General features: G+C 66.2%; 20 protein-coding genes and 1 tRNA gene. 15 read left to right on the top strand and 6 right to left on the bottom strand.

Annotation, left to right across the window (positions count from 1 at the left end; translation table 11 throughout):
* The first annotated feature begins 68 nt into the window (after window positions 1-68).
* Both bioB and EJO66_RS17945 read left to right on the top strand, forming a co-directional pair.
* Complete coding sequence (gene bioB, locus EJO66_RS17950; protein WP_125965715.1) at window positions 69-1115, top strand: biotin synthase BioB; 1047 nt, start codon at window positions 69-71, stop codon at window positions 1113-1115.
* The gene (locus EJO66_RS17945) at window positions 1112-1603 is read left to right on the top strand and encodes a VOC family protein (protein WP_124957626.1); all 492 of its coding nucleotides are present in this window, start codon (window positions 1112-1114) and stop codon (window positions 1601-1603) included. The genes bioB and EJO66_RS17945 overlap by 4 nt, the downstream gene beginning before the upstream one ends.
* Here EJO66_RS17945 and EJO66_RS17940 read toward each other — a convergent pair.
* Window positions 1578-2105 carry a DinB family protein gene (locus EJO66_RS17940; RefSeq protein ID WP_124957627.1) on the bottom strand — a complete coding sequence of 176 codons (528 nt, stop codon included), beginning with the start codon at window positions 2103-2105 and terminating at the stop codon, window positions 1578-1580. The genes EJO66_RS17945 and EJO66_RS17940 overlap by 26 nt on opposite strands.
* 73 nt (window positions 2106-2178) lie before the next feature.
* Here EJO66_RS17940 and EJO66_RS17935 point away from each other — a divergent pair, with 73 nt between their 5' ends.
* Window positions 2179-2817 (top strand): TetR/AcrR family transcriptional regulator, encoded by a 639-nt coding sequence (locus EJO66_RS17935; protein ID WP_125965714.1) that lies wholly within the window; start codon window positions 2179-2181, stop codon window positions 2815-2817.
* Here the strand turns inward: EJO66_RS17935 and EJO66_RS17930 are convergent.
* On the bottom strand, window positions 2807-3304 hold the full coding sequence (locus EJO66_RS17930) for an Lrp/AsnC family transcriptional regulator (protein ID WP_124957629.1): 498 nt from the start codon (window positions 3302-3304) through the stop codon (window positions 2807-2809). The two genes, EJO66_RS17935 and EJO66_RS17930, sit on opposite strands and share 11 nt — an antisense overlap.
* 115 nt (window positions 3305-3419) lie before the next feature.
* On the opposite strand from EJO66_RS17930, the gene yedA reads away from it, so the two are divergent.
* The gene (yedA, locus tag EJO66_RS17925; protein WP_125965713.1) at window positions 3420-4355 is read left to right on the top strand and encodes a drug/metabolite exporter YedA; all 936 of its coding nucleotides are present in this window, start codon (window positions 3420-3422) and stop codon (window positions 4353-4355) included.
* Between the two features lie 12 nt (window positions 4356-4367).
* Here the strand turns inward: yedA and EJO66_RS17920 are convergent, their stop codons facing one another.
* The 4 genes from EJO66_RS17920 to EJO66_RS17905 all read right to left on the bottom strand — a co-directional run bounded on the left by EJO66_RS17920 (window position 4368) and on the right by EJO66_RS17905 (window position 8408).
* Window positions 4368-5006 carry a LysE family translocator gene (locus EJO66_RS17920; protein ID WP_124957631.1) on the bottom strand — a complete coding sequence of 213 codons (639 nt, stop codon included), beginning with the start codon at window positions 5004-5006 and terminating at the stop codon, window positions 4368-4370.
* Window positions 5003-5641, bottom strand: coding sequence for an RnfABCDGE type electron transport complex subunit B (locus EJO66_RS17915; RefSeq protein WP_125965712.1), 639 nt, complete (start codon window positions 5639-5641; stop codon window positions 5003-5005). The genes EJO66_RS17920 and EJO66_RS17915 overlap by 4 nt, the downstream gene beginning before the upstream one ends.
* Window positions 5638-7053: a polyhydroxyalkanoate depolymerase gene (locus EJO66_RS17910; protein ID WP_125965711.1), complete on the bottom strand. Its 1416-nt coding sequence runs from the start codon at window positions 7051-7053 to the stop codon at window positions 5638-5640. Before EJO66_RS17910 ends, EJO66_RS17915 begins: the two co-directional genes overlap by 4 nt.
* A gap of 158 nt (window positions 7054-7211) precedes the next feature.
* A complete protein-coding gene (locus tag EJO66_RS17905; RefSeq protein ID WP_125965710.1) occupies window positions 7212-8408 on the bottom strand; it encodes an amino acid aminotransferase in 1197 nt (398 codons plus the stop codon).
* A 106-nt stretch (window positions 8409-8514) separates the two neighbouring features.
* Here EJO66_RS17905 and uvrB point away from each other — a divergent pair, with 106 nt between their 5' ends.
* From uvrB to EJO66_RS17850, 11 genes are all read left to right on the top strand, one after another.
* Window positions 8515-10632, top strand: a complete 2118-nt coding sequence (uvrB, locus tag EJO66_RS17900; protein WP_240648599.1) for an excinuclease ABC subunit UvrB — start codon at window positions 8515-8517, stop codon at window positions 10630-10632.
* A 232-nt stretch (window positions 10633-10864) separates the two neighbouring features.
* Entirely contained in the window at window positions 10865-11401 is a 537-nt protein-coding gene (gene iscR, locus EJO66_RS17895; RefSeq protein ID WP_007828186.1) for a Fe-S cluster assembly transcriptional regulator IscR, read from the top strand.
* Between the two features lie 76 nt (window positions 11402-11477).
* A complete protein-coding gene (locus EJO66_RS17890) occupies window positions 11478-12698 on the top strand; it encodes an IscS subfamily cysteine desulfurase (RefSeq protein ID WP_124957635.1) in 1221 nt (406 codons plus the stop codon).
* Window positions 12699-12727: 29 nt separating this feature from the next.
* Entirely contained in the window at window positions 12728-13147 is a 420-nt protein-coding gene (iscU, locus tag EJO66_RS17885; RefSeq protein ID WP_021006925.1) for a Fe-S cluster assembly scaffold IscU, read from the top strand.
* 1 nt (window position 13148) lies between these two features.
* On the top strand, window positions 13149-13472 hold the full coding sequence (gene iscA / locus EJO66_RS17880) for an iron-sulfur cluster assembly protein IscA (protein WP_012747263.1): 324 nt from the start codon (window positions 13149-13151) through the stop codon (window positions 13470-13472).
* Window positions 13473-13535: 63 nt separating this feature from the next.
* On the top strand, window positions 13536-14054 hold the full coding sequence (gene hscB, locus EJO66_RS17875) for a Fe-S protein assembly co-chaperone HscB (protein ID WP_124957636.1): 519 nt from the start codon (window positions 13536-13538) through the stop codon (window positions 14052-14054).
* 6 nt (window positions 14055-14060) lie between these two features.
* Window positions 14061-15917, top strand: a complete 1857-nt coding sequence (hscA, locus tag EJO66_RS17870) for a Fe-S protein assembly chaperone HscA (RefSeq protein ID WP_125965709.1) — start codon at window positions 14061-14063, stop codon at window positions 15915-15917.
* A 7-nt stretch (window positions 15918-15924) separates the two neighbouring features.
* Complete coding sequence (fdx, locus tag EJO66_RS17865; RefSeq protein ID WP_124957638.1) at window positions 15925-16263, top strand: ISC system 2Fe-2S type ferredoxin; 339 nt, start codon at window positions 15925-15927, stop codon at window positions 16261-16263.
* A gap of 12 nt (window positions 16264-16275) precedes the next feature.
* Window positions 16276-16983, top strand: a complete 708-nt coding sequence (gene dnaQ / locus EJO66_RS17860; RefSeq protein WP_125965708.1) for a DNA polymerase III subunit epsilon — start codon at window positions 16276-16278, stop codon at window positions 16981-16983.
* A gap of 79 nt (window positions 16984-17062) precedes the next feature.
* Window positions 17063-17137 (top strand) — tRNA-Val (locus EJO66_RS17855).
* A gap of 150 nt (window positions 17138-17287) precedes the next feature.
* Window positions 17288-17410 (top strand): hypothetical protein, encoded by a 123-nt coding sequence (locus tag EJO66_RS17850; protein WP_018902816.1) that lies wholly within the window; start codon window positions 17288-17290, stop codon window positions 17408-17410.
* Window positions 17411-17428 lie beyond the last annotated feature (18 nt).

Below are 17428 nucleotides of genomic sequence, written 5' to 3'. Positions count from 1 at the left end.
GGCGAAGCCGGTTCCGCGGTGTTTCCCGAACAGACAACGCCTCGGGCAGTTATGAAAGACTCATTGATATGACGACCTCCGATCTTTTTTTTGAAGCGCCCATCTCGGCGCCTGTCACGCTGCACCGGCCCGCAAAGCCGGTCACGCCGCAAGGCCCGTGGACGATCGAGGCGATACAGGCGCTGCTCGACAAGCCGCTGATGGACCTGCTGTTCGAGGCGCAGACGGTGCATCGCCGGCACTTTCCGGCGGGCGACATCGAGCTGGCGACGCTGCTCTCGGTCAAGACCGGCGGCTGCCCCGAGAACTGCGGCTACTGCCCGCAGTCGGCCGAGTTCGACACCGGCGTGAAGGCCCAGAAGCTCATGGAGGTCGACGAGGTGGTGCGCGCCGCGCAGGCCGCCAAGGACGCCGGCGCCACGCGCTTCTGCATGGGCGCCGCATGGCGTGCGCCGAAGGACCGCGACGTCGAGAAGGTGGCGGTGCTGGTCGAGGCCGTGAAGGGGCTGGGCCTGCAGACCTGCGCCACGCTCGGCATGCTGGAGCCGCACCACGCGCACCAGCTCAAGGCCGCGGGCCTGGACTACTACAACCACAACCTCGATACCGCGCCCGAGTACTACACCGACGTGGTCGACACGCGCACCTACCAGGACCGGCTCGACACGCTGGCCCATGTGCGCAGCGCCGGCATCAGCGTGTGCTGCGGCGGCATCGTCGGCATGGGCGAGCAGCCGGTGCACCGCGCGGGACTGATCGCGCAGCTGGCCAATCTGAATCCGTACCCGGAGTCGGTGCCGATCAACAGCCTGGTGCGCGTGCCGGGCACGCCGCTGGCCGATTCGGAGCCGGTCGATCCCTTCGACTTCGTGCGCATGATCGCAGTCGCGCGCATCACGATGCCGACCGCGCGCGTGCGCCTGTCGGCGGGGCGCCAGCAGATGGGCGACGCGGTGCAGGCGCTGTGCTTCATGGCGGGCGCGAATTCGATCTTCTATGGCGACAAGCTGCTCGTTACCGGCAATCCCGACGTCGAAGCCGACACGGTGCTGCTGCGCAAGCTCGGCCTCAATGCGCGGCAGGTGCAGGAGCAGCCGGAAGGTTGCACTGCATGACCACCGCCGCCGCACGCCCCTTCAAGGTGCTGGGCATCCAGCAGATCGCCATCGGCGGGCCCGACAAGCTGCGCCTGCAGAAGCTCTGGGTCGACATGCTGGGGCTCGAGGTCACGGGCACCTTCAAGAGCGAACGCGAGAATGTCGACGAGGACATCTGCTCGATGGGCAGCGGGCCGTTCAAGGTCGAGGTCGACCTGATGCAGCCGCTCGACCCCGAGAAGAAACCGGCCGTGCACGCCACGCCGCTCAACCACGTGGGCCTGTGGATCGACGACCTGCCCAGGGCCGTGGAGTGGCTCACAGCACAGGGTGTGCGCTTTGCACCCGGCGGCATCCGCAAGGGTGCCGCGGGCTTCGACATCTGCTTTCTGCATCCGAAGGCGAACGACGAATTCCCGATCGCGGGCGAGGGTGTGCTGATCGAGATGGTGCAGGCGCCGCCCGAGGTGGTGAGCGCCTTCAGCGCGCTGGCGCGCCAGCCCTGAGGTCACGGCGCGCCGGTTCGCTCCGGTGCAGGAAGACGGCGAAGGTGTCCCAGGGCGGCTCGATGCCCGCTGCCGACAGCAGGCGGCCCGCCTCGCCGCGGTGATAGCTGCTGTGTGTCAGCACGTGCAGCAGCATCTCTTCACGCGACATGCAGCCTGCGTCCGCATCGGTGAAGACGAAGGGCAGGGCCTCGGCCAGCGCTTCGGGCGAGGCGGTGTCGACGTAGCCTTGGTACCAGTCCAGGCTGGCATCGTTGCGCTCGCGCAGCTCGTGCAGCAGGGGCGTGCCGGTGGCGCCGACCGAAGCCAGGCCGTGCGGCTCGCCGGCCAGATGGGCGGCGAAGACGCGGTCCACCAGGTGGTTGTGGTGAACCAGGCGCAGCGATGCGTCCCTGGTGACGCCATGCGTTTGCGCGTCCAGGCCTTCGAGGCAGGCCAGGAGTTCGTTGTCTGCCCAGCGCCGATAGGCGAAGAGCCGCTGGAGAAGCGTGCGGGACGGCATATGGGGAAGCTCCTTCCTGGTGCTGAATTGAAATGCGAGTAATCTGCCCGCATCGTCGCTTCGCCCGTGCATCATGTCTACTCGCATTGCCAGACCCCGAGCCGCCCTGCGCAAAGCGCCGCGCCAGGCGCGCTCGAAGGCCATGGTGGATGCCATCGTGGAGGCGGCTGCTCGCATTCTTGCGACCGGTGGCGCGGCCGGCTTCTCGACCAACCAGGTGGCGCAGGCCGCGGGCGTGGGCATCGGCTCGCTCTACCAGTACTTTCCCGACAAGCATGCCATCGTCGAGGCCATCCGAAGACAGCATCTCGACGAAGTGCTTGCTGCGCTGCGCGCCGCCAGCGCATGCCGGGGTGCGCCAAGGACGTGCGCCGAGACGCTGGTCGATGGCCTGGTCGCGGTGCACGCGGGCAAGCCGGGCCTGCATCGCGCGCTGCTGGAGCTTGCGCCTGCGCACGCGGCCGGGGCGCAGGCGGCCGACGGTTTCGAGCAGGCGTACGCCGATGCCTATGTGGAGGTCGTGAAGGCGTTGCGGGGGCGGCAGTCTGCAACGCGGGCGCAGGCCATGGCGCTGGTGCTGTCGGGCGCCGTGGAGGGCGCGATTCACGCAGCGGCTCGCGCCGGGCTGGTCGCTTCAGCCGCGTTTCGCCGGCAGCTCGTCGATCTGGTCATGGCCTACCTGGTGCGCGAACGGAAGCCGGCTACGCGTTGAGCACCTTCCTGATCGGCGGCTTCACGTCCGAGCGCTGAGGCGGCAACATCGGCTGGTGCTCGCGCGCCGGGTTCAGGATGATCGAGGTGGCCGTCTCGGTGAGGATGCAGAACTTGGTGACCACCGCATCGAGATGGCTCACGTCGATGACCGCAATCTCCAGGATCCAGCTGTCGTCGCCGGTCACGTTGTAGGCATTGACGCATTCGGGCGTCTCTTGCACCAGTTCCACCACGCGCGCATAGTCGGCGCGGCCCACGCGGATGATCGCGCGGATGCCGTAGCCGAGCTTGCCGAGGTTCACGGTCGCGCGGTATCCGCTGATCACGCCCGCGGCCTCGAGCTTCTTCACGCGCTCCGTCACGGCCGGCTGGCTCAGGTGCACGCGGCGGCCGAGCTCGGCCATGGTGAGCCGCGCATCGGCCTGCAGTTCGGCCAGGATGCGGGTGTCGTGCGCATCCAGCGCAGGGTTCAAGCTGAAGTCCATGCAACTCCTTCAAATCGACGATATGAAACGCAAAGAACCATGAGATATGCATGGTTGCGAGAAGATTGCTTTCATACCATGGACGGCGTTTCCATACCAACAAGACAACACCGACATGCCCACGCTCGCATCCCCCGCCCAAGCCGCGTCCGGTCCCGCGCGCACCGCACTGCCGCCGCTGCTGTGGCTCTGCCTGGCCGCCACCTGGGTGGTCTGGGGCTCGACCTATCTTGCGATCAAGTACGCGCTCATCAGCTTTGCGCCGTTTCTTCAGATGGGCTCGCGCTTCCTGTTCGCGGGTGTGCTGCTCGCCGCCTGGATGCGCTGGCGCGGTGTGGCCTGGCCTTCGCGCCTGCAGTGGCGCAATGCCCTCGTGGTCGGCACGTTGATGCTGGGTGGCGGCATGGGCGGCACGGCCCATGCCGAAGTGTCGATCGGCTCCGGGCTGGTGGTGGCCTTCATCGCGGTGGTGCCGCTGCTGATTGCGCTGCTCAACCTGATCTGGGGCGTGAAGCCGACGCGGCTGGAGGCGGCGGGCATTGCACTCGGGCTCATCGGCGTGCTGATGCTGACGCAGGGCAGCGGCTTCCAGTCGTCGCCCGCGGGCTTGGCGGCGATCTCGATTGCCTGCATCTGCTGGTCGATGGGCAGCGTGCTGAGCCAGCGCAGCCTGCCGCTCGCGCCCGGCGCGATGGGCTTCGCGAGCGAAATGATCTGCGGCGGCGTGGTGCTGCTGGTGCTCGCGGCCCTCTCCGGCGAGCAGCTGGCGTGGCCGCCGCAACCCGTGGCCGCTGCCGCCTGGCTCTACCTCGTGGTGTTCGGCTCGCTGATTGCCTTCAACGCCTACATGGTGCTGCTCGCGAAGGCGCCCGCCGCCTTGGCCGCGAGCTACACCTTCGTCAATCCGGTGATCGCCATGCTGCTGGGCGTGTGGATTGCCAACGAGACCGTGACAAGCTTCGAGTGGTATGCGGTGGCGGTGGTGCTGGCCGGTGTTTTGCTGCTGCTCTTCCAGCGCCCGCAGAAGGCGAAAGAGAGCCAAGAGGGCTGAGCCCCGCGCCGTTCAGGTGCCCGGGCGGCGCCAGAAGGCGAGCGTTGCGGCCAGCAGCCACATGCCGGCGGCGCAGCTGCGGTTCAGCATCTTGAGGCCGCGGCGCGAGAGCCAGCGCACGGCCTGCGTTCCGGCCGCCGCATAGGCCAGCATCACGCAGGTGTCGAGCGCCACGAAGATCGAGCCGAGCAGCAGGTACTGCGTGCCCTGCGGCTTGGCGATGTCGATGAACTGCGGCAGGAAAGCGGCGAAGAACAGCACCGTCTTGGGATTCGACAGCGCCACGAGCAGGCTGCGCATGAGCGCGACGCGGCCATGCGGGCGAACCTCGATGGCGGATTTGGCCAGCGCCGCGCCGAGGTCGGCCTCTTCGCTGCGCCACAGCTTGACGCCGAGCCAGACCAGGTAGGCGACACCCGCGGCGCGGATCGCATTGAAGAGCAGTTCGGATGCGGCCAGCAGCGAACCGAGCCCGAGCGCAACCACCGCGATCAGCGTGATGCTCCCGAGCGACGCGCCGGCAATGCCCCAGCTCGCGCGGCGCATGCCGCCGTCGATGCCGTTGGACAGCGCCAGCAGCATCGTCGGGCCGGGGATCACGGCCAGGGCGAGCGAGGCAACGACGTAAATCAGCAGGGTGTCGAGGGTCATGGCTTGGCGGCGGGCGGACGTTGTTGTGGTGAGGCAGCACGGGCACGCGCCAGCGCAGCCTCGACGATGGATCGCTTGCGCGTGTCGGCGGCCTGCGGTTCGGCAATGGCGGGCGCGTCGCGCTCGCTCTTGCGCCTGTCCGCGCGGCGATGCTCGCCATGCAGCTTGTAGCGCTGCAGTGCGGCCTCCGCCTGCACCTGCGACCAGGCCTGCCATCCGCTGCGGCCCGGTGTCTCGACCTCGAGCGAGATGCAATCGACAGGGCAGACCGGAATGCAGAGCTCGCAGCCCGTGCAGTGCGCTTCGATCACGGTGTGCATGCGCTTGTTGATGCCCACGATGGCGTCGGTGGGGCAGGCATCGAGGCAGAGCGTACAGCCGATGCACCAGGCTTCGTCGATGACCGCCATGGCGCGGGGCCCTTCGGTGCCGAACTGCGGGTCGAGCGGGAGCGGCTCGCGGCCGGTGAGCCGCGCCAGCCTGGCCACGCCTTCGGCGCCGCCGGGCGGGCACTGGTTGATGTCCGCCTGGCCGTCGGCCACGGCCTGGGCATAGCCGGCGCAGTCGGGGTAGCCGCAACGTGTGCACTGCGTCTGCGGCAGTGCATCGTGGATGCGTGCGGCCAGTGCGTTCACTTCCTGCGTGCCGCGGGCTTCTTGGCTGGGGCGGCCGCCACGGCTTTCCTGGCTGCGACATTCTTTCTGGCTGCAGCGGCCGCCGTGTTCCGGCCCGGCTTGATCCGGTCTTCGGCCGGCAGGCTTTCGCGCGCGCCGGCGCGGCGCTGGGGCTGGTCGTGGGCCGCGATGAACTTTTGCACCTTGGGGTAGACCAGTTCGCGCCAGCGGCGGCCGCTGAAGATGCCGTAGTGGCCCGCGCCCTTGACTTCGTAGTGCTCGCGCTGCGAATCGGCAATGCCGGTGCACAGGCTGTGCGCGGCCTCGGTCTGGCCCGAGCCCGAAATGTCGTCGAGTTCGCCCTCGACGGTCAGCAGGGCGGTCGAATGGATGTCCTGCGGGCGCACGCGCTCGATCTGGCCCTTGGGGTTCTTGACGTCCCAGGTGCCGTTCACGAGTTCGAATTCCTGGAACACGGTGCGGATGGTGTCCAGGTAGTAGTCGGCGTCCATGTCGAGCACGGCGTTGTACTCGTCATAGAACTTGCGGTGGGCCTCGGCGCTCGCGTCGTCGCCCTTGATGAGGTCCTTGAAGTAGTCGTAGTGGCTCGACGCGTGGCGGTCGGGATTCATGGCCACGAAGCCCGTGTGCTGCAGGAAGCCCGGGTACACGCGGCGGCCTTCACCCGGGAAGCCCTGGGGCACGCGGTAGATCACGTTGTTCTCGAACCACTCGAAGCTCTTGTTCATCGCGAGGTTGTTCACCGCGGTGGGCGACTTGCGCGCGTCGATCGGGCCGCCCATCATCGTCATCGTGAGGGGCAGCGGCTCGCCGCGGCTGGCCATCAGCGACACGGCCGCCAGCACCGGCACGGTCGGCTGGCACACGCTCACCACGTGGCAGTTGCCGTATTCGGCCTGCAGGCGGCGGATGAACTCCTGCACGTAGTTGATGTAGTCGTCGAGGTGGAACTCGCCCTCCGACATGGGCACGAGGCGCGCGTTCTTCCAGTCGGTGATGTAGACCTTGTGGTCCTGCAGCATGGTGCGCACGGTGTCGCGCAGCAGCGTGGCGTAGTGGCCCGACAACGGCGCCACGATCAGCACCACGGGCTGGCTCTTGAGCGTCTTGAGGATGTGCGGTTCGTCGGTGAAGCGCTTGAAGCGGCGCAGCTCGCAGAACGGCTTGTCGAGCTCGACGGCCTCCTGGATGACCACGTCTTCGCCCTCGACCTTCACGGACTTGATGTTGAACTCGGGCTTCTCGTAGTCCTTGCCCAGGCGGTAGAGCAGGTCGTAGCCCGCCGCCATGCGCTGGGCCATGGGCAACTGGCCCCACACCGCGCCTTGGCCATAGAGCTTGGAAGCCGCTTGCGCGAAGTCCGAAAACGGCTCCATGAGGGAACGCTGGGCTTCGTAGAGTTGATAGAGCATCGCTGGTCTTGGAGTGGAATGTTGCAATGCAATATATCAGCGCATTCGCTGACTTGCAGGGGGCCTAACCCCTACATCGGCCCTGCCGAGAGGGCCGTTTTTAAGCCAAGAATGTGAAGGAATCGTAAAACGCAGACTCCCTCACATCTTGTTGCCGCCTAGATGACCTTGGCGATCGACGCGCAGACGTAGTCGATGTTCTTGCTGTTGAGCGCGGCCACGCACATGCGGCCGGTGTCGGTGCCGTACACGCCGAACTCGTTGCGCAGGCGCACCATCTGGTCCTTGCTGAGGCCCGAGTAGCTGAACATGCCGATCTGCGTGGTGATGAAGCTCATGTCTTCCTTCACGCCGGCGGCCTTCAGGCCATCGACCAGCTTCTGGCGCATGGCCTTGATGCGCACGCGCATTTCGCCGAGTTCCTTTTCCCACAGGGCGCGCAGTTCGGGGTTGCCGAGCACCGCGGCCACCACGGCGCCGCCGTGGATCGGCGGGTTGCTGTAGTTGGTGCGGATCGCGATCTTGAGCTGCGACAGCACGCGGCCGGCTTCTTCCTTGTTCTCGCACAGCACCGAGAGGGCACCCACGCGCTCGCCGTAGAGGCTGAAGCTCTTCGAGAATGAAGTCGAGACGAAGAAGGTCAGGCCCGCATCGACGAACTTGGCGACGGCCGCGCCGTCTTCCTTCAGGCCGTAGCCGAAGCCCTGGTAGGCCATGTCGAGGAAGGGCACCAGGCCCCTGGCCTTGACCGCGGCGACGACCTGGTCCCACTGCTCGGGCGTGATGTCGTAGCCGGTCGGGTTGTGGCAGCAGGCGTGCAGCACGACGACGGTGCCGGCGGGCGCCGCGTTGAGCGTGGCCAGCATGCCGTCGAAGTTGATGCCGCGCTTGGCGGCGTCGTAGTAGGGGTAGCTTTCGACCTCGAAGCCCGCGTTGGTGAAGAGGGCGCGGTGGTTTTCCCAGCTCGGGTCGCTGATCAGCACCTTGGCCTGGGGGTTGAGCTTCTTGAGGAAGTCGGCGCCGACCTTCAGGCCGCCGGTGCCGCCGATGGCCTGGATGGTGGCCACGCGGCCCGACTGCACCGGCTCGCTGTCGGCACCGAAGACCAGTGCCTTGACCGCGTTGTCATACGCCACGATGCCGTCGATCGGCAGGTAGCCGCGCGCCGTGGGCGCCTTCATCATGTTCTGTTCGGCGGCCTGCACGCACTGCAGCAGCGGCAGCTTGCCGTTGTCGTCGTAGTAGACGCCGACGCCGAGGTTGACCTTGTTGGGGTTGGTGTCGGCTGCAAACTGCTCGTTGAGGCCGAGGATCGGGTCGCGCGGTGCCATTTCGACCGCGGTGAACATAGACATGGAGAAAGTCCTTTGGGATGAAAGCTTCGCTGGCAACCGGACTTGCGCTACGCTTTCCGGTTGCCTTGAATTTTACCGGCGCCACCGCCACCTGTCGGGAACAGCCATGCCAGAGAACAACGAAGCCATAGCAGACCTGAAGAAACTGGACCCGATCGGTCCGGCCAAGCAGGGCGAATTCATCAAATACCCCGGTTCGCCTTTCGAACTTTTCCAGCCCTATCCGCCGGCCGGGGACCAGCCGAAGGCCATCGACGGGCTGGTCGAGGGCGTGCTCGACGGCGAGGTGTTCCAGACGCTGCTGGGCGTCACGGGCTCGGGCAAGACCTTCACCATGGCCAACGTGATCGCGCGGCTGGGCCGCCCGGCCATCGTGTTCGCGCCCAACAAGACGCTGGCGGCGCAGCTCTACAGCGAATTCCGCGAGTTCTTCCCGAAGAACGCGGTCGAGTATTTCGTGAGCTACTACGACTACTACCAGCCGGAGGCCTACGTGCCCCAGCGCGACCTGTTCATCGAGAAGGACTCGTCGATCAACGAGCACATCGAGCAGATGCGGCTGTCGGCCACCAAGAGCGTGCTGGAGCGGCGCGACACGGTCATCGTGGCCACGGTGAGCGCCATCTACGGCATCGGCACGCCCGAGGACTACACGCAGATGCGTTTCATCATGCGGGTGGGCGACAAGATCGGCCAGCGCGACGTGATCGGGCGGCTGATCCGCATGCAGTACACCCGCAACGAGCAGGACTTCTCGCGCGGCACCTTCCGCGTGCGCGGCGACACCATCGACGTGTTCCCGGCCGAGCACAGCGAGCTGGCCATCCGCATCGAGCTGTTCGACGACGAGATCGAGACGCTGCAGCTGTTCGACCCGCTCACGGGCCGCATCCGCCAGAAGATCCCGCGCTTCACCGTGTACCCGTCGAGCCACTACGTGACGCCGCGCGACAAGGTGCTGAACGCGGTCGAGACCATCAAGATCGAGCTGGCCGAGCGGCTCAAGGAATTCGTCTCGCAGGGCAAGCTGGTGGAGGCGCAGCGCCTGGAGCAGCGCACCCGCTTCGACCTGGAGATGCTGGCCGAGATCGGCCACTGCAAGGGCATCGAGAACTACACGCGCCACCTCTCGGGGGCCGCGCCGGGCGAACCGCCGGCCACGCTGACCGACTACCTGCCGAAGGACGCGCTGATGTTCCTCGACGAGAGCCATCAGATGGTCGGCCAGCTCAGCGCCATGTACAACGGCGACCGGGCGCGCAAGACCACGCTGGTCGAATACGGCTTCCGGCTGCCGAGCGCGCTGGACAACCGCCCGCTCAAGCTGGAGGAGTTCGAGACGCGCATGCGCCAGTGCATCTTCGTCTCCGCCACGCCGGCGCAGTACGAGAAGGACCATGCCGGCAACGTGGTCGAGCAGCTGGTGCGGCCGACCGGCCTGATCGACCCCGAGGTGGAGGTGCGCCCCGCAACCCACCAGGTGGACGACGTGCTGGGCGAGATCCGCATCCGCGTCGACAAGAACGAGCGCGTGCTCATCACCACGCTGACCAAGCGCATGGCCGAGCAGCTGACCGACTACCTGGGCGACAACGGCGTGAAGGTGCGCTACCTTCACAGCGACGTCGACACCGTCGAGCGGGTCGAAATCCTGCGCGACCTGCGTCTGGGCAGCTTCGACGTGCTGGTGGGCATCAACCTGCTGCGCGAGGGCCTGGACATTCCCGAGGTGTCGCTGGTGGCCATCCTCGATGCCGACAAGGAGGGCTTCCTGCGCGCCGAGCGCTCGTTGATCCAGACCATCGGCCGCGCGGCGCGCAACCTGAACGGCAAGGCCATCCTCTATGCCGACCGGATGACCGACTCGATGAAGAAGGCCATCGGCGAGACCGAGCGCCGCCGTGCCCGGCAGATTGCCTACAACGAGGCCAATGGCATTACCCCGCGCAGCATCGTCAAGCAGGTGCGCGACCTGATCGACGGCGTCTACAGCGAAAAGACGGGCAAGGAAATGGCCAAGCTCGACCTGGAACGCGCGAAGGTCGAGGACATGAGCGAAAAGGACATCGCCCGCGAGATCAAGCGGCTCGAAAAGCTCATGATGGAGCACGCCCGCAACCTTGAATTCGAGAAGGCGGCCCGGGTGCGCGACCAGCTGGCGCTGCTGCGGGAGCAGGCTTTTGGCGCCTCCGGCGGGGACAATATCGCCGTTCTGCCGTCCTAGGACGGGGTTCCGGTTTCTTCAAGCGATTCCCGCTGGGGTTTACCCGAGCAGACCTCAAGGTCTTCTGCTATACTTGAGCGAAATACTCAACAACAAAAAAAGAACTTCGCGATGAAGAACCGATCCCACCGGCTGGTTCACCAGTGCCAGGGGTCGGGCAGGGCGGAGACGAAGTCACCGCGGCCTTGGGCCACGGTGTCATTTCAACGGTAAGCACTTGAAGGAGCTTGCGATGCGTCTCACTACCAAAGGCCGTTTTGCGGTCACAGCAATGATCGATCTGGCGCTGCGTCAGAACACCGGTCCGGTCACGCTGGCTGCGATCAGCCAGCGGCAGCAGATTTCGTTGTCGTATCTCGAACAGCTGTTCGGCAAACTGCGCCGCCACGAGCTGGTCGAGTCGACCCGCGGCCCCGGCGGCGGCTACAGCCTCGGCCGCAAGGCTGCGGATATCACCGTCGCAGACATCATTGTTTCCGTCGATGAGCCCATCGATGCCACGCAATGCGGCGGCAAGGAAAACTGCCTGGGCGAAGCCGGCCGCTGCATGACGCACGAGCTCTGGGCCTCGCTGAACCAGCGCATGGTCGAGTTCCTCGATTCCGTCACGCTGCAGAAGCTGGTCGACGACCAGATCGCCAAGGGCGTGCAGATCGAGAACAAGCCAGTCGTCAAGCGCGCGATTTCCGCGCAGCCGGTGGTCAAGCCGATTCGCGTGAACGCGCCGAATTCGGTGTTTGCCCTCGGCAACGCCTTCGCGAAGTCCTGAAGCCGTGGAGCGCCTGCGGGCGCTGCCACGAGAAGCCCAGATCAAAGAAACAACCCCACGCCAGCCCGAGCCAGCCATGGACGTCACTCCTCATTTCCCGATCTATCTCGATTACGGCGCCACCACGCCGGTCGACCCGCGTGTGGTCGACGCCATGATCCCCTGGTTGCGCGAGCACTTCGGCAACCCGGCGTCGCGCAGCCACGCCTGGGGCTGGGAGGCTGAAGAAGCGGTCGAGAAGGCGCGCGGCTACGTGGCCGAGCTGATTGGAGCCGACCCGCGCGAGATCGTCTGGACCTCCGGCGCCACCGAGTCGAACAACCTCGCGCTCAAGGGCGCGGCCCAGTTCTACAAGGGCAAGGGCAAGCATCTCATCACGGTGAAGACCGAGCACAAGGCCGTGCTCGACACCATGCGCGAACTCGAGCGCCAAGGCTTCGAAGTCACCTACATGGACGTCGAGGAAAACGGCCTGCTCGACCTGGACAAGTTCAAGGCGGCGATCCGCCCCGACACCATCCTTGCGAGCGTGATGTACGTCAACAACGAGATCGGCGTCATCCAGGACGTGGTCGCGCTCGGCAATGCCTGCCGCGAAAAGGGCGTGATCTTCCACGTCGATGCGGCCCAGGCCACCGGCAAGGTCGAAATCGACATCGCCAAGCTGCCCATCGACCTGATGAGCCTGGCCTCGCACAAGACCTACGGCCCCAAGGGCATCGGCGCGCTGTACGTGCGCCGCAAGCCCCGCGTGCGGCTCGAGGCACAGATGCACGGCGGCGGCCACGAGCGCGGCATGCGCTCGGGTACCTTGCCGACGCATCAGATCGTGGGCATGGGCGAGGCCTTCCGCATCGCGAAGCTCGAAATGAAGGAAGACATCGCCCAGGCCGCCCGCCTGCAGAAGCGCCTGCTCGACGGGCTGAAGGATGTGGACCAGGTGTTCATCAACGGCGACCTCGAACAGCGGGTGCCGCACAACCTGAACATGAGCTTCAACTACGTCGAAGGCGAGTCGCTGATCATGGGCATCAAGGGCCTGGCGGTGTCGTCGGGCTCGGCCTGCACCTCGGCAAGCCTCGAGCCCAGCTACGTGCTGCGCGCCCTGGGCCGCAGCGACGAGCTGGCCCACAGCAGCCTGCGCATGACCATCGGCCGTTTCACGACCGAGGAAGAAATCGACTATGCCATCTCGACCATCAAGCACAACGTCGCCAAGCTGCGCGAGTTGAGCCCGCTGTGGGAGATGTTCCAGGACGGCGTCGACATCAGCACGATCCAGTGGTCCGCCCACTGACGCATTGAACAAAGTTTGAGAGGTACACCATGGCATATTCATCCAAGGTCATCGACCACTACGAAAATCCCCGCAACGTCGGCTCCTTCGAAAAGGGCGACGACTCGGTCGGCACCGGCATGGTCGGCGCGCCGGCCTGCGGCGACGTCATGAAGCTGCAGATCAAGGTCAACCCCGAAACCGGCGTGATCGAAGACGCGCGCTTCAAGACCTATGGCTGTGGCTCGGCCATTGCCTCGTCCTCGCTCGTGACCGAATGGGTCAAGGGCAAGACGCTCGACGAAGCGGCGGCGCTCAAGAACGCGCAGATCGCCGAAGAACTGGCGCTGCCGCCCGTCAAGATCCACTGCTCGATCCTGGCCGAAGACGCCATCAAGGCTGCCGTGAGCGACTACAAGGCCAAGCACGGCGCCAAGGCGGCAGAAGCCGAACCCTCGGCAGTCCACTGACATGGCCGTTACGCTGACCGAAGCCGCTGCGCGCCACGTCACCCGCTACCTCGGCAAACGGGGCAAGGGCGTGGGTGTGCGGCTGGGCGTGAAGACCACTGGCTGCTCCGGCCTGGCCTACAAGCTCGAGTACGTGGATGAATTCGCGCCTGAAGACGTGGTGTTCGAAGACCACGGCGTGAAGGTGCTGGTCGACCCCAAGAGCCTGGCCTACATCGACGGCACGCAGCTCGACTTCGTGCGCGAAGGCCTGAACGAGGGCTTCAAGTTCATCAATCCGAACGAGCGCGATCGCTGCGGCTGCGGAGAGAGTTTCCGCATCTGACGCGCCGTCGCTGACAGCGACCACAGCCGCCACCATGTCATGTGCTGGCGGTTTTTTCTTGCCATGAACCTGAACGACACCGACTTTCAACTGTTCGCCGTCCCCGCGACCTTCGCGCAGGACCGCGCCGCGCTCGACGCGCGCTGGAAGGAACTGCAGCGCGAGGCCCATCCGGACCGCTTTGCCGCGCAGGGTGCCGCGGCGCAGCGCGTGGCCATGCAATGGTCGGTGCGCATCAACGAGGCCTACCAGCGGCTCAAGGACCCGATCCGGCGGGCCAGCTACATCTGCGAACTCAACGGTGCACCGCTGAATGCCGAGAACAACACCGCCATGCCGCCCGATTTCCTGATGCAGCAGATGGAATGGCGCGAGGCGCTCGACGAGGCCGGCGACATTGCCGCGGTCGAGCAGCTGCAGGCCGAAGTCGAGGCCGGCCGTGCCCGCGCGCTGTCGTCGCTCGACTGGCTGATCGACGAGAAGGGCGACTACCCGGCCGCCGCGCAGCAGGTGAGAGCCCTCATGTTCATTGAGCGCTTCGGACAGGACGTCGAAGCCAAATTCGATCAGTTGGGACAATAGTCCGTTATGGCTCTTCTTCAAATTTCCGAACCCGGCCAGGCGCCCGATCCGCATCAGCGCCGCATTGCCGTGGGCATCGACCTGGGCACCACGCATTCGCTGGTGGCCGCGGTGCGCAACGGCGTGGCCGAATGCCTGCCTGATGACCAGGGCCGCGTGATCCTGCCTTCGGCCGTGCGCTATCTCGACCACGAGCGGCGCCAGATCGGCTTCGATGCATTGGCCGCGCGTGCGCAGGATGCCGCGAACACCATCACCTCGGTCAAGCGGCTCATGGGCCGCGGGCTGGCCGACATCGCCAACCGCGCGTCGATGTCCTACCGGCTGGTGGACGAGGGCGGCATGGTCAAGGTGCAGACGGCCGCGGGCATCAAGTCGCCGGTGGAGATCAGCGCCGAGATCCTGGCCACCTTGCGCTATCGCGCCGAAGACACCTTCGACGACGAGCTCTACGGCGCCGTCATCACCGTGCCGGCCTACTTCGACGAAGGCCAGCGCCAGGCCACCAAGGACGCCGCGCAGCTCGCCGGCCTCAACGTGCTGCGCCTCATCAGCGAGCCCACGGCCGCGGCCATCGCCTACGGCCTGGACAACGCGAGCGAAGGCGTCTACGCGGTCTACGACCTGGGCGGCGGTACCTTCGACATCTCGATCCTGCGGCTCACGCAGGGCGTGTTCGAGGTCATTGCCACCGGCGGCGACTCGGCCCTGGGCGGCGACGACTACGACCACGCGCTCGCCGATTTCGTGCTCGCGCAAACCGGCCTGCAGGTGGACGGCGACGCCGACAAGGCCGCCGTGCTGGTGGCGGCGCGTGCGGCCAAGGAGGCGCTGACCGACGCCGATTCCGTGGCGTTCCACGCCGAGCTTGCCGGTGGCAGCGCCCGGTTCGACCTGGCGCGCGCGCATTTCGATGCCGCCACCCAACCGCTCACCGACCGCACGATCGCAGCGGTTCGCAAGGCGCTGCGCGACGCGAAGCTCAAGCCCGACGACCTGCAGGGCATCGTGCTGGTCGGCGGCTCCACACGCATGCCGCAGATCCGCCGCGCCGTCGCTGAATTCTTCGGCCGCGAACCGCTCGTCAACCTGAACCCCGACGAAGTCGTGGCGCTCGGCGCCGCCATCCAGGCCAACCAGCTGGCCGGCAACAACGGCGCGGGCGATCTGCTGCTGCTCGACGTGATCCCGCTGTCGCTGGGCATCGAGACCATGGGCGGGCTGGTCGAGCGCATCGTGCCGCGCAACCAGACCATCCCCACCGCGATGGCGCAGGACTTCACCACCTACCAGGACGGCCAGACGGCGCTTGCGCTGCACGTGGTGCAGGGCGAACGCGACCTGGTCGCCGACTGCCGCAGCCTGGCGCGCTTCACGCTGCGCGGCATCCCGCCCATGGCGGCGGGCGCGGCGCGCATCCGCGTGACCTTCACCGTCGATGCCGATGGCTTGCTGAGCGTCGGCGCCAAGGAGCAGGGCAGCGGCGTGGAGGCCAGCGTGACGGTCAAGCCTTCGTACGGGCTCTCGGACGACCAGATCGCGCGCATGCTGCAGGAGAGCTTTTCCACCGCGCAGCAGGACATGCAGGCGCGCGCGCTGGTGGAGGCGCGCGTCGATGCGGAGCGCATGCTGCTGGCCACGCAGAGCGCGCTCGACGCCGACGGCGATCTGCTGGGCGAAGAAGATCGCGCAGCCATCGATGCGTCGATGGCGAAGTTGCGCGAAGCCGCCAAGGGCAACGATGCCGCGGCCATCGAAGGCGCCACCAAGGCGCTTGCCAACGACACCGAAGCCTTTGCCGCCCAGCGCATGAACGCAGGCATTGCGCGTGCGTTGTCGGGCCGCAAGCTCGAATCCCTCTGAGAACCACATGCCCACCATCAAGATATTTCCGCATCCCGAGTACTGCCCGCAGGGTGCAGAAATCACGGCGCCGGCCGGCACCTCGATCTGCGAGGCGCTGCTGGACAACCACATCAATATCGAGCACGCCTGCGAGATGAGCTGCGCCTGCACCACCTGCCACGTGGTCGTGCGCCAGGGCTTCAATTCGCTGAACGAGGCCGAGGAGGGCGAGGAAGACCTGCTCGACCGCGCCTGGGGCCTGGAGCCACAATCGCGCCTGAGCTGCCAGGCGATCCTGGCGCAGGAAGACGTGACGATCGAGATTCCCAAGTACTCGATCAACCACGCCAAAGAGAACCATTGAAAGGGCCACCGCATGTCGCGCCAGATCGTCCTCGACACTGAAACCACCGGCCTGTCCGCCGAGAACGGCGACCGCATCATCGAGCTGGGCTGCGTGGAGCTGTTCGCCCGCAAGCTCACCGGCAACGACCTGCACATCTACTTCAACCCCGAGCGCGAGAGCCACGAAGACGCGCTCAAGGTGCACGGCCTGACGACCGACTTCCTGCGCGACAAGCCGAAGTTCGCCACGCTGGCCAACGACATCGTCGAATACCTGCGCGGCGCCGAACTGATCATCCACAACGCGGCCTTCGACGTCGGCTTCCTCAACAAGGAGCTCGAGCTGGCCGGCCTGCCGCCGCTGCGCAGCTTCGTCGGCGAGGTGACCGACACGCTGGCCATGGCCAAGCAGGTCTACCCGGGCAAGCGCAATTCGCTTGACGCCCTGTGCGACCGCTTCGGCGTCGACCGCTCGAACCGCACCTTCCACGGCGCCAAGCTCGACGCGCAGCTGCTGGCCGACGTGTACATCAATCTCACGCGCGGCCAGGACGCCCTGCTGATCGACGTGGCCTCGAACGAGCCGGCGCAGGGCACCACGGTGTTGGCCATCGACCTGAGCCAGTTCGACCTGCCGGTGATCATGGCCGCCGAGCAGGAGCTCGCGGCGCACGAAGCCGTGTTGTCGCAGCTCGACAAATCCAGCAACGGGCGCACGCTGTTTCGCCAAAACGGCTGAAATCCTGTGGCATAATCGAAGGCTTCGCGCAACGCGATTAATTCCAAGGCACTGCAGCAGCGGTGCCAAGGGGTTGAAAGGGCGGTTAGCTCAGGGGTAGAGCACAGCATTCACACTGCTGGGGTCGGAGGTTCGAAGCCTCCACCGCCCACCAATTTCCTCCAGATGATCAGCGACTTGGTTTGCCCAAGTCGCTTTTTGTTTTGCGCGCACGCACTGTCGGCTCGTGCTGACGCCAACTGCCGCCGCGCGCCGGCTGCAATCCTGAAGCAACGGCATAGAACCGGGGGCAAAGGAGAGCACCATGGCCACCCATCCCGATCTTCCGTCCCCGATCACGCCGGATCTGCCCGTGGAGCCCGACGAAGGGCCGAGCACGCCGCCGGACGAACCGACCGATCCCGAGCCGCCCCCCACCACGTCCTGATGAAATCCGGCGAGCCGC

It is taken from the genome of Variovorax beijingensis (assembly GCF_003951285.1).
GTDB lineage: Bacteria > Pseudomonadota > Gammaproteobacteria > Burkholderiales > Burkholderiaceae_C > Variovorax > Variovorax beijingensis.
The sequence above is the reverse complement of the archived record's forward strand: the minus strand, read 5'-3'. Positions and strand labels throughout refer to the sequence as shown.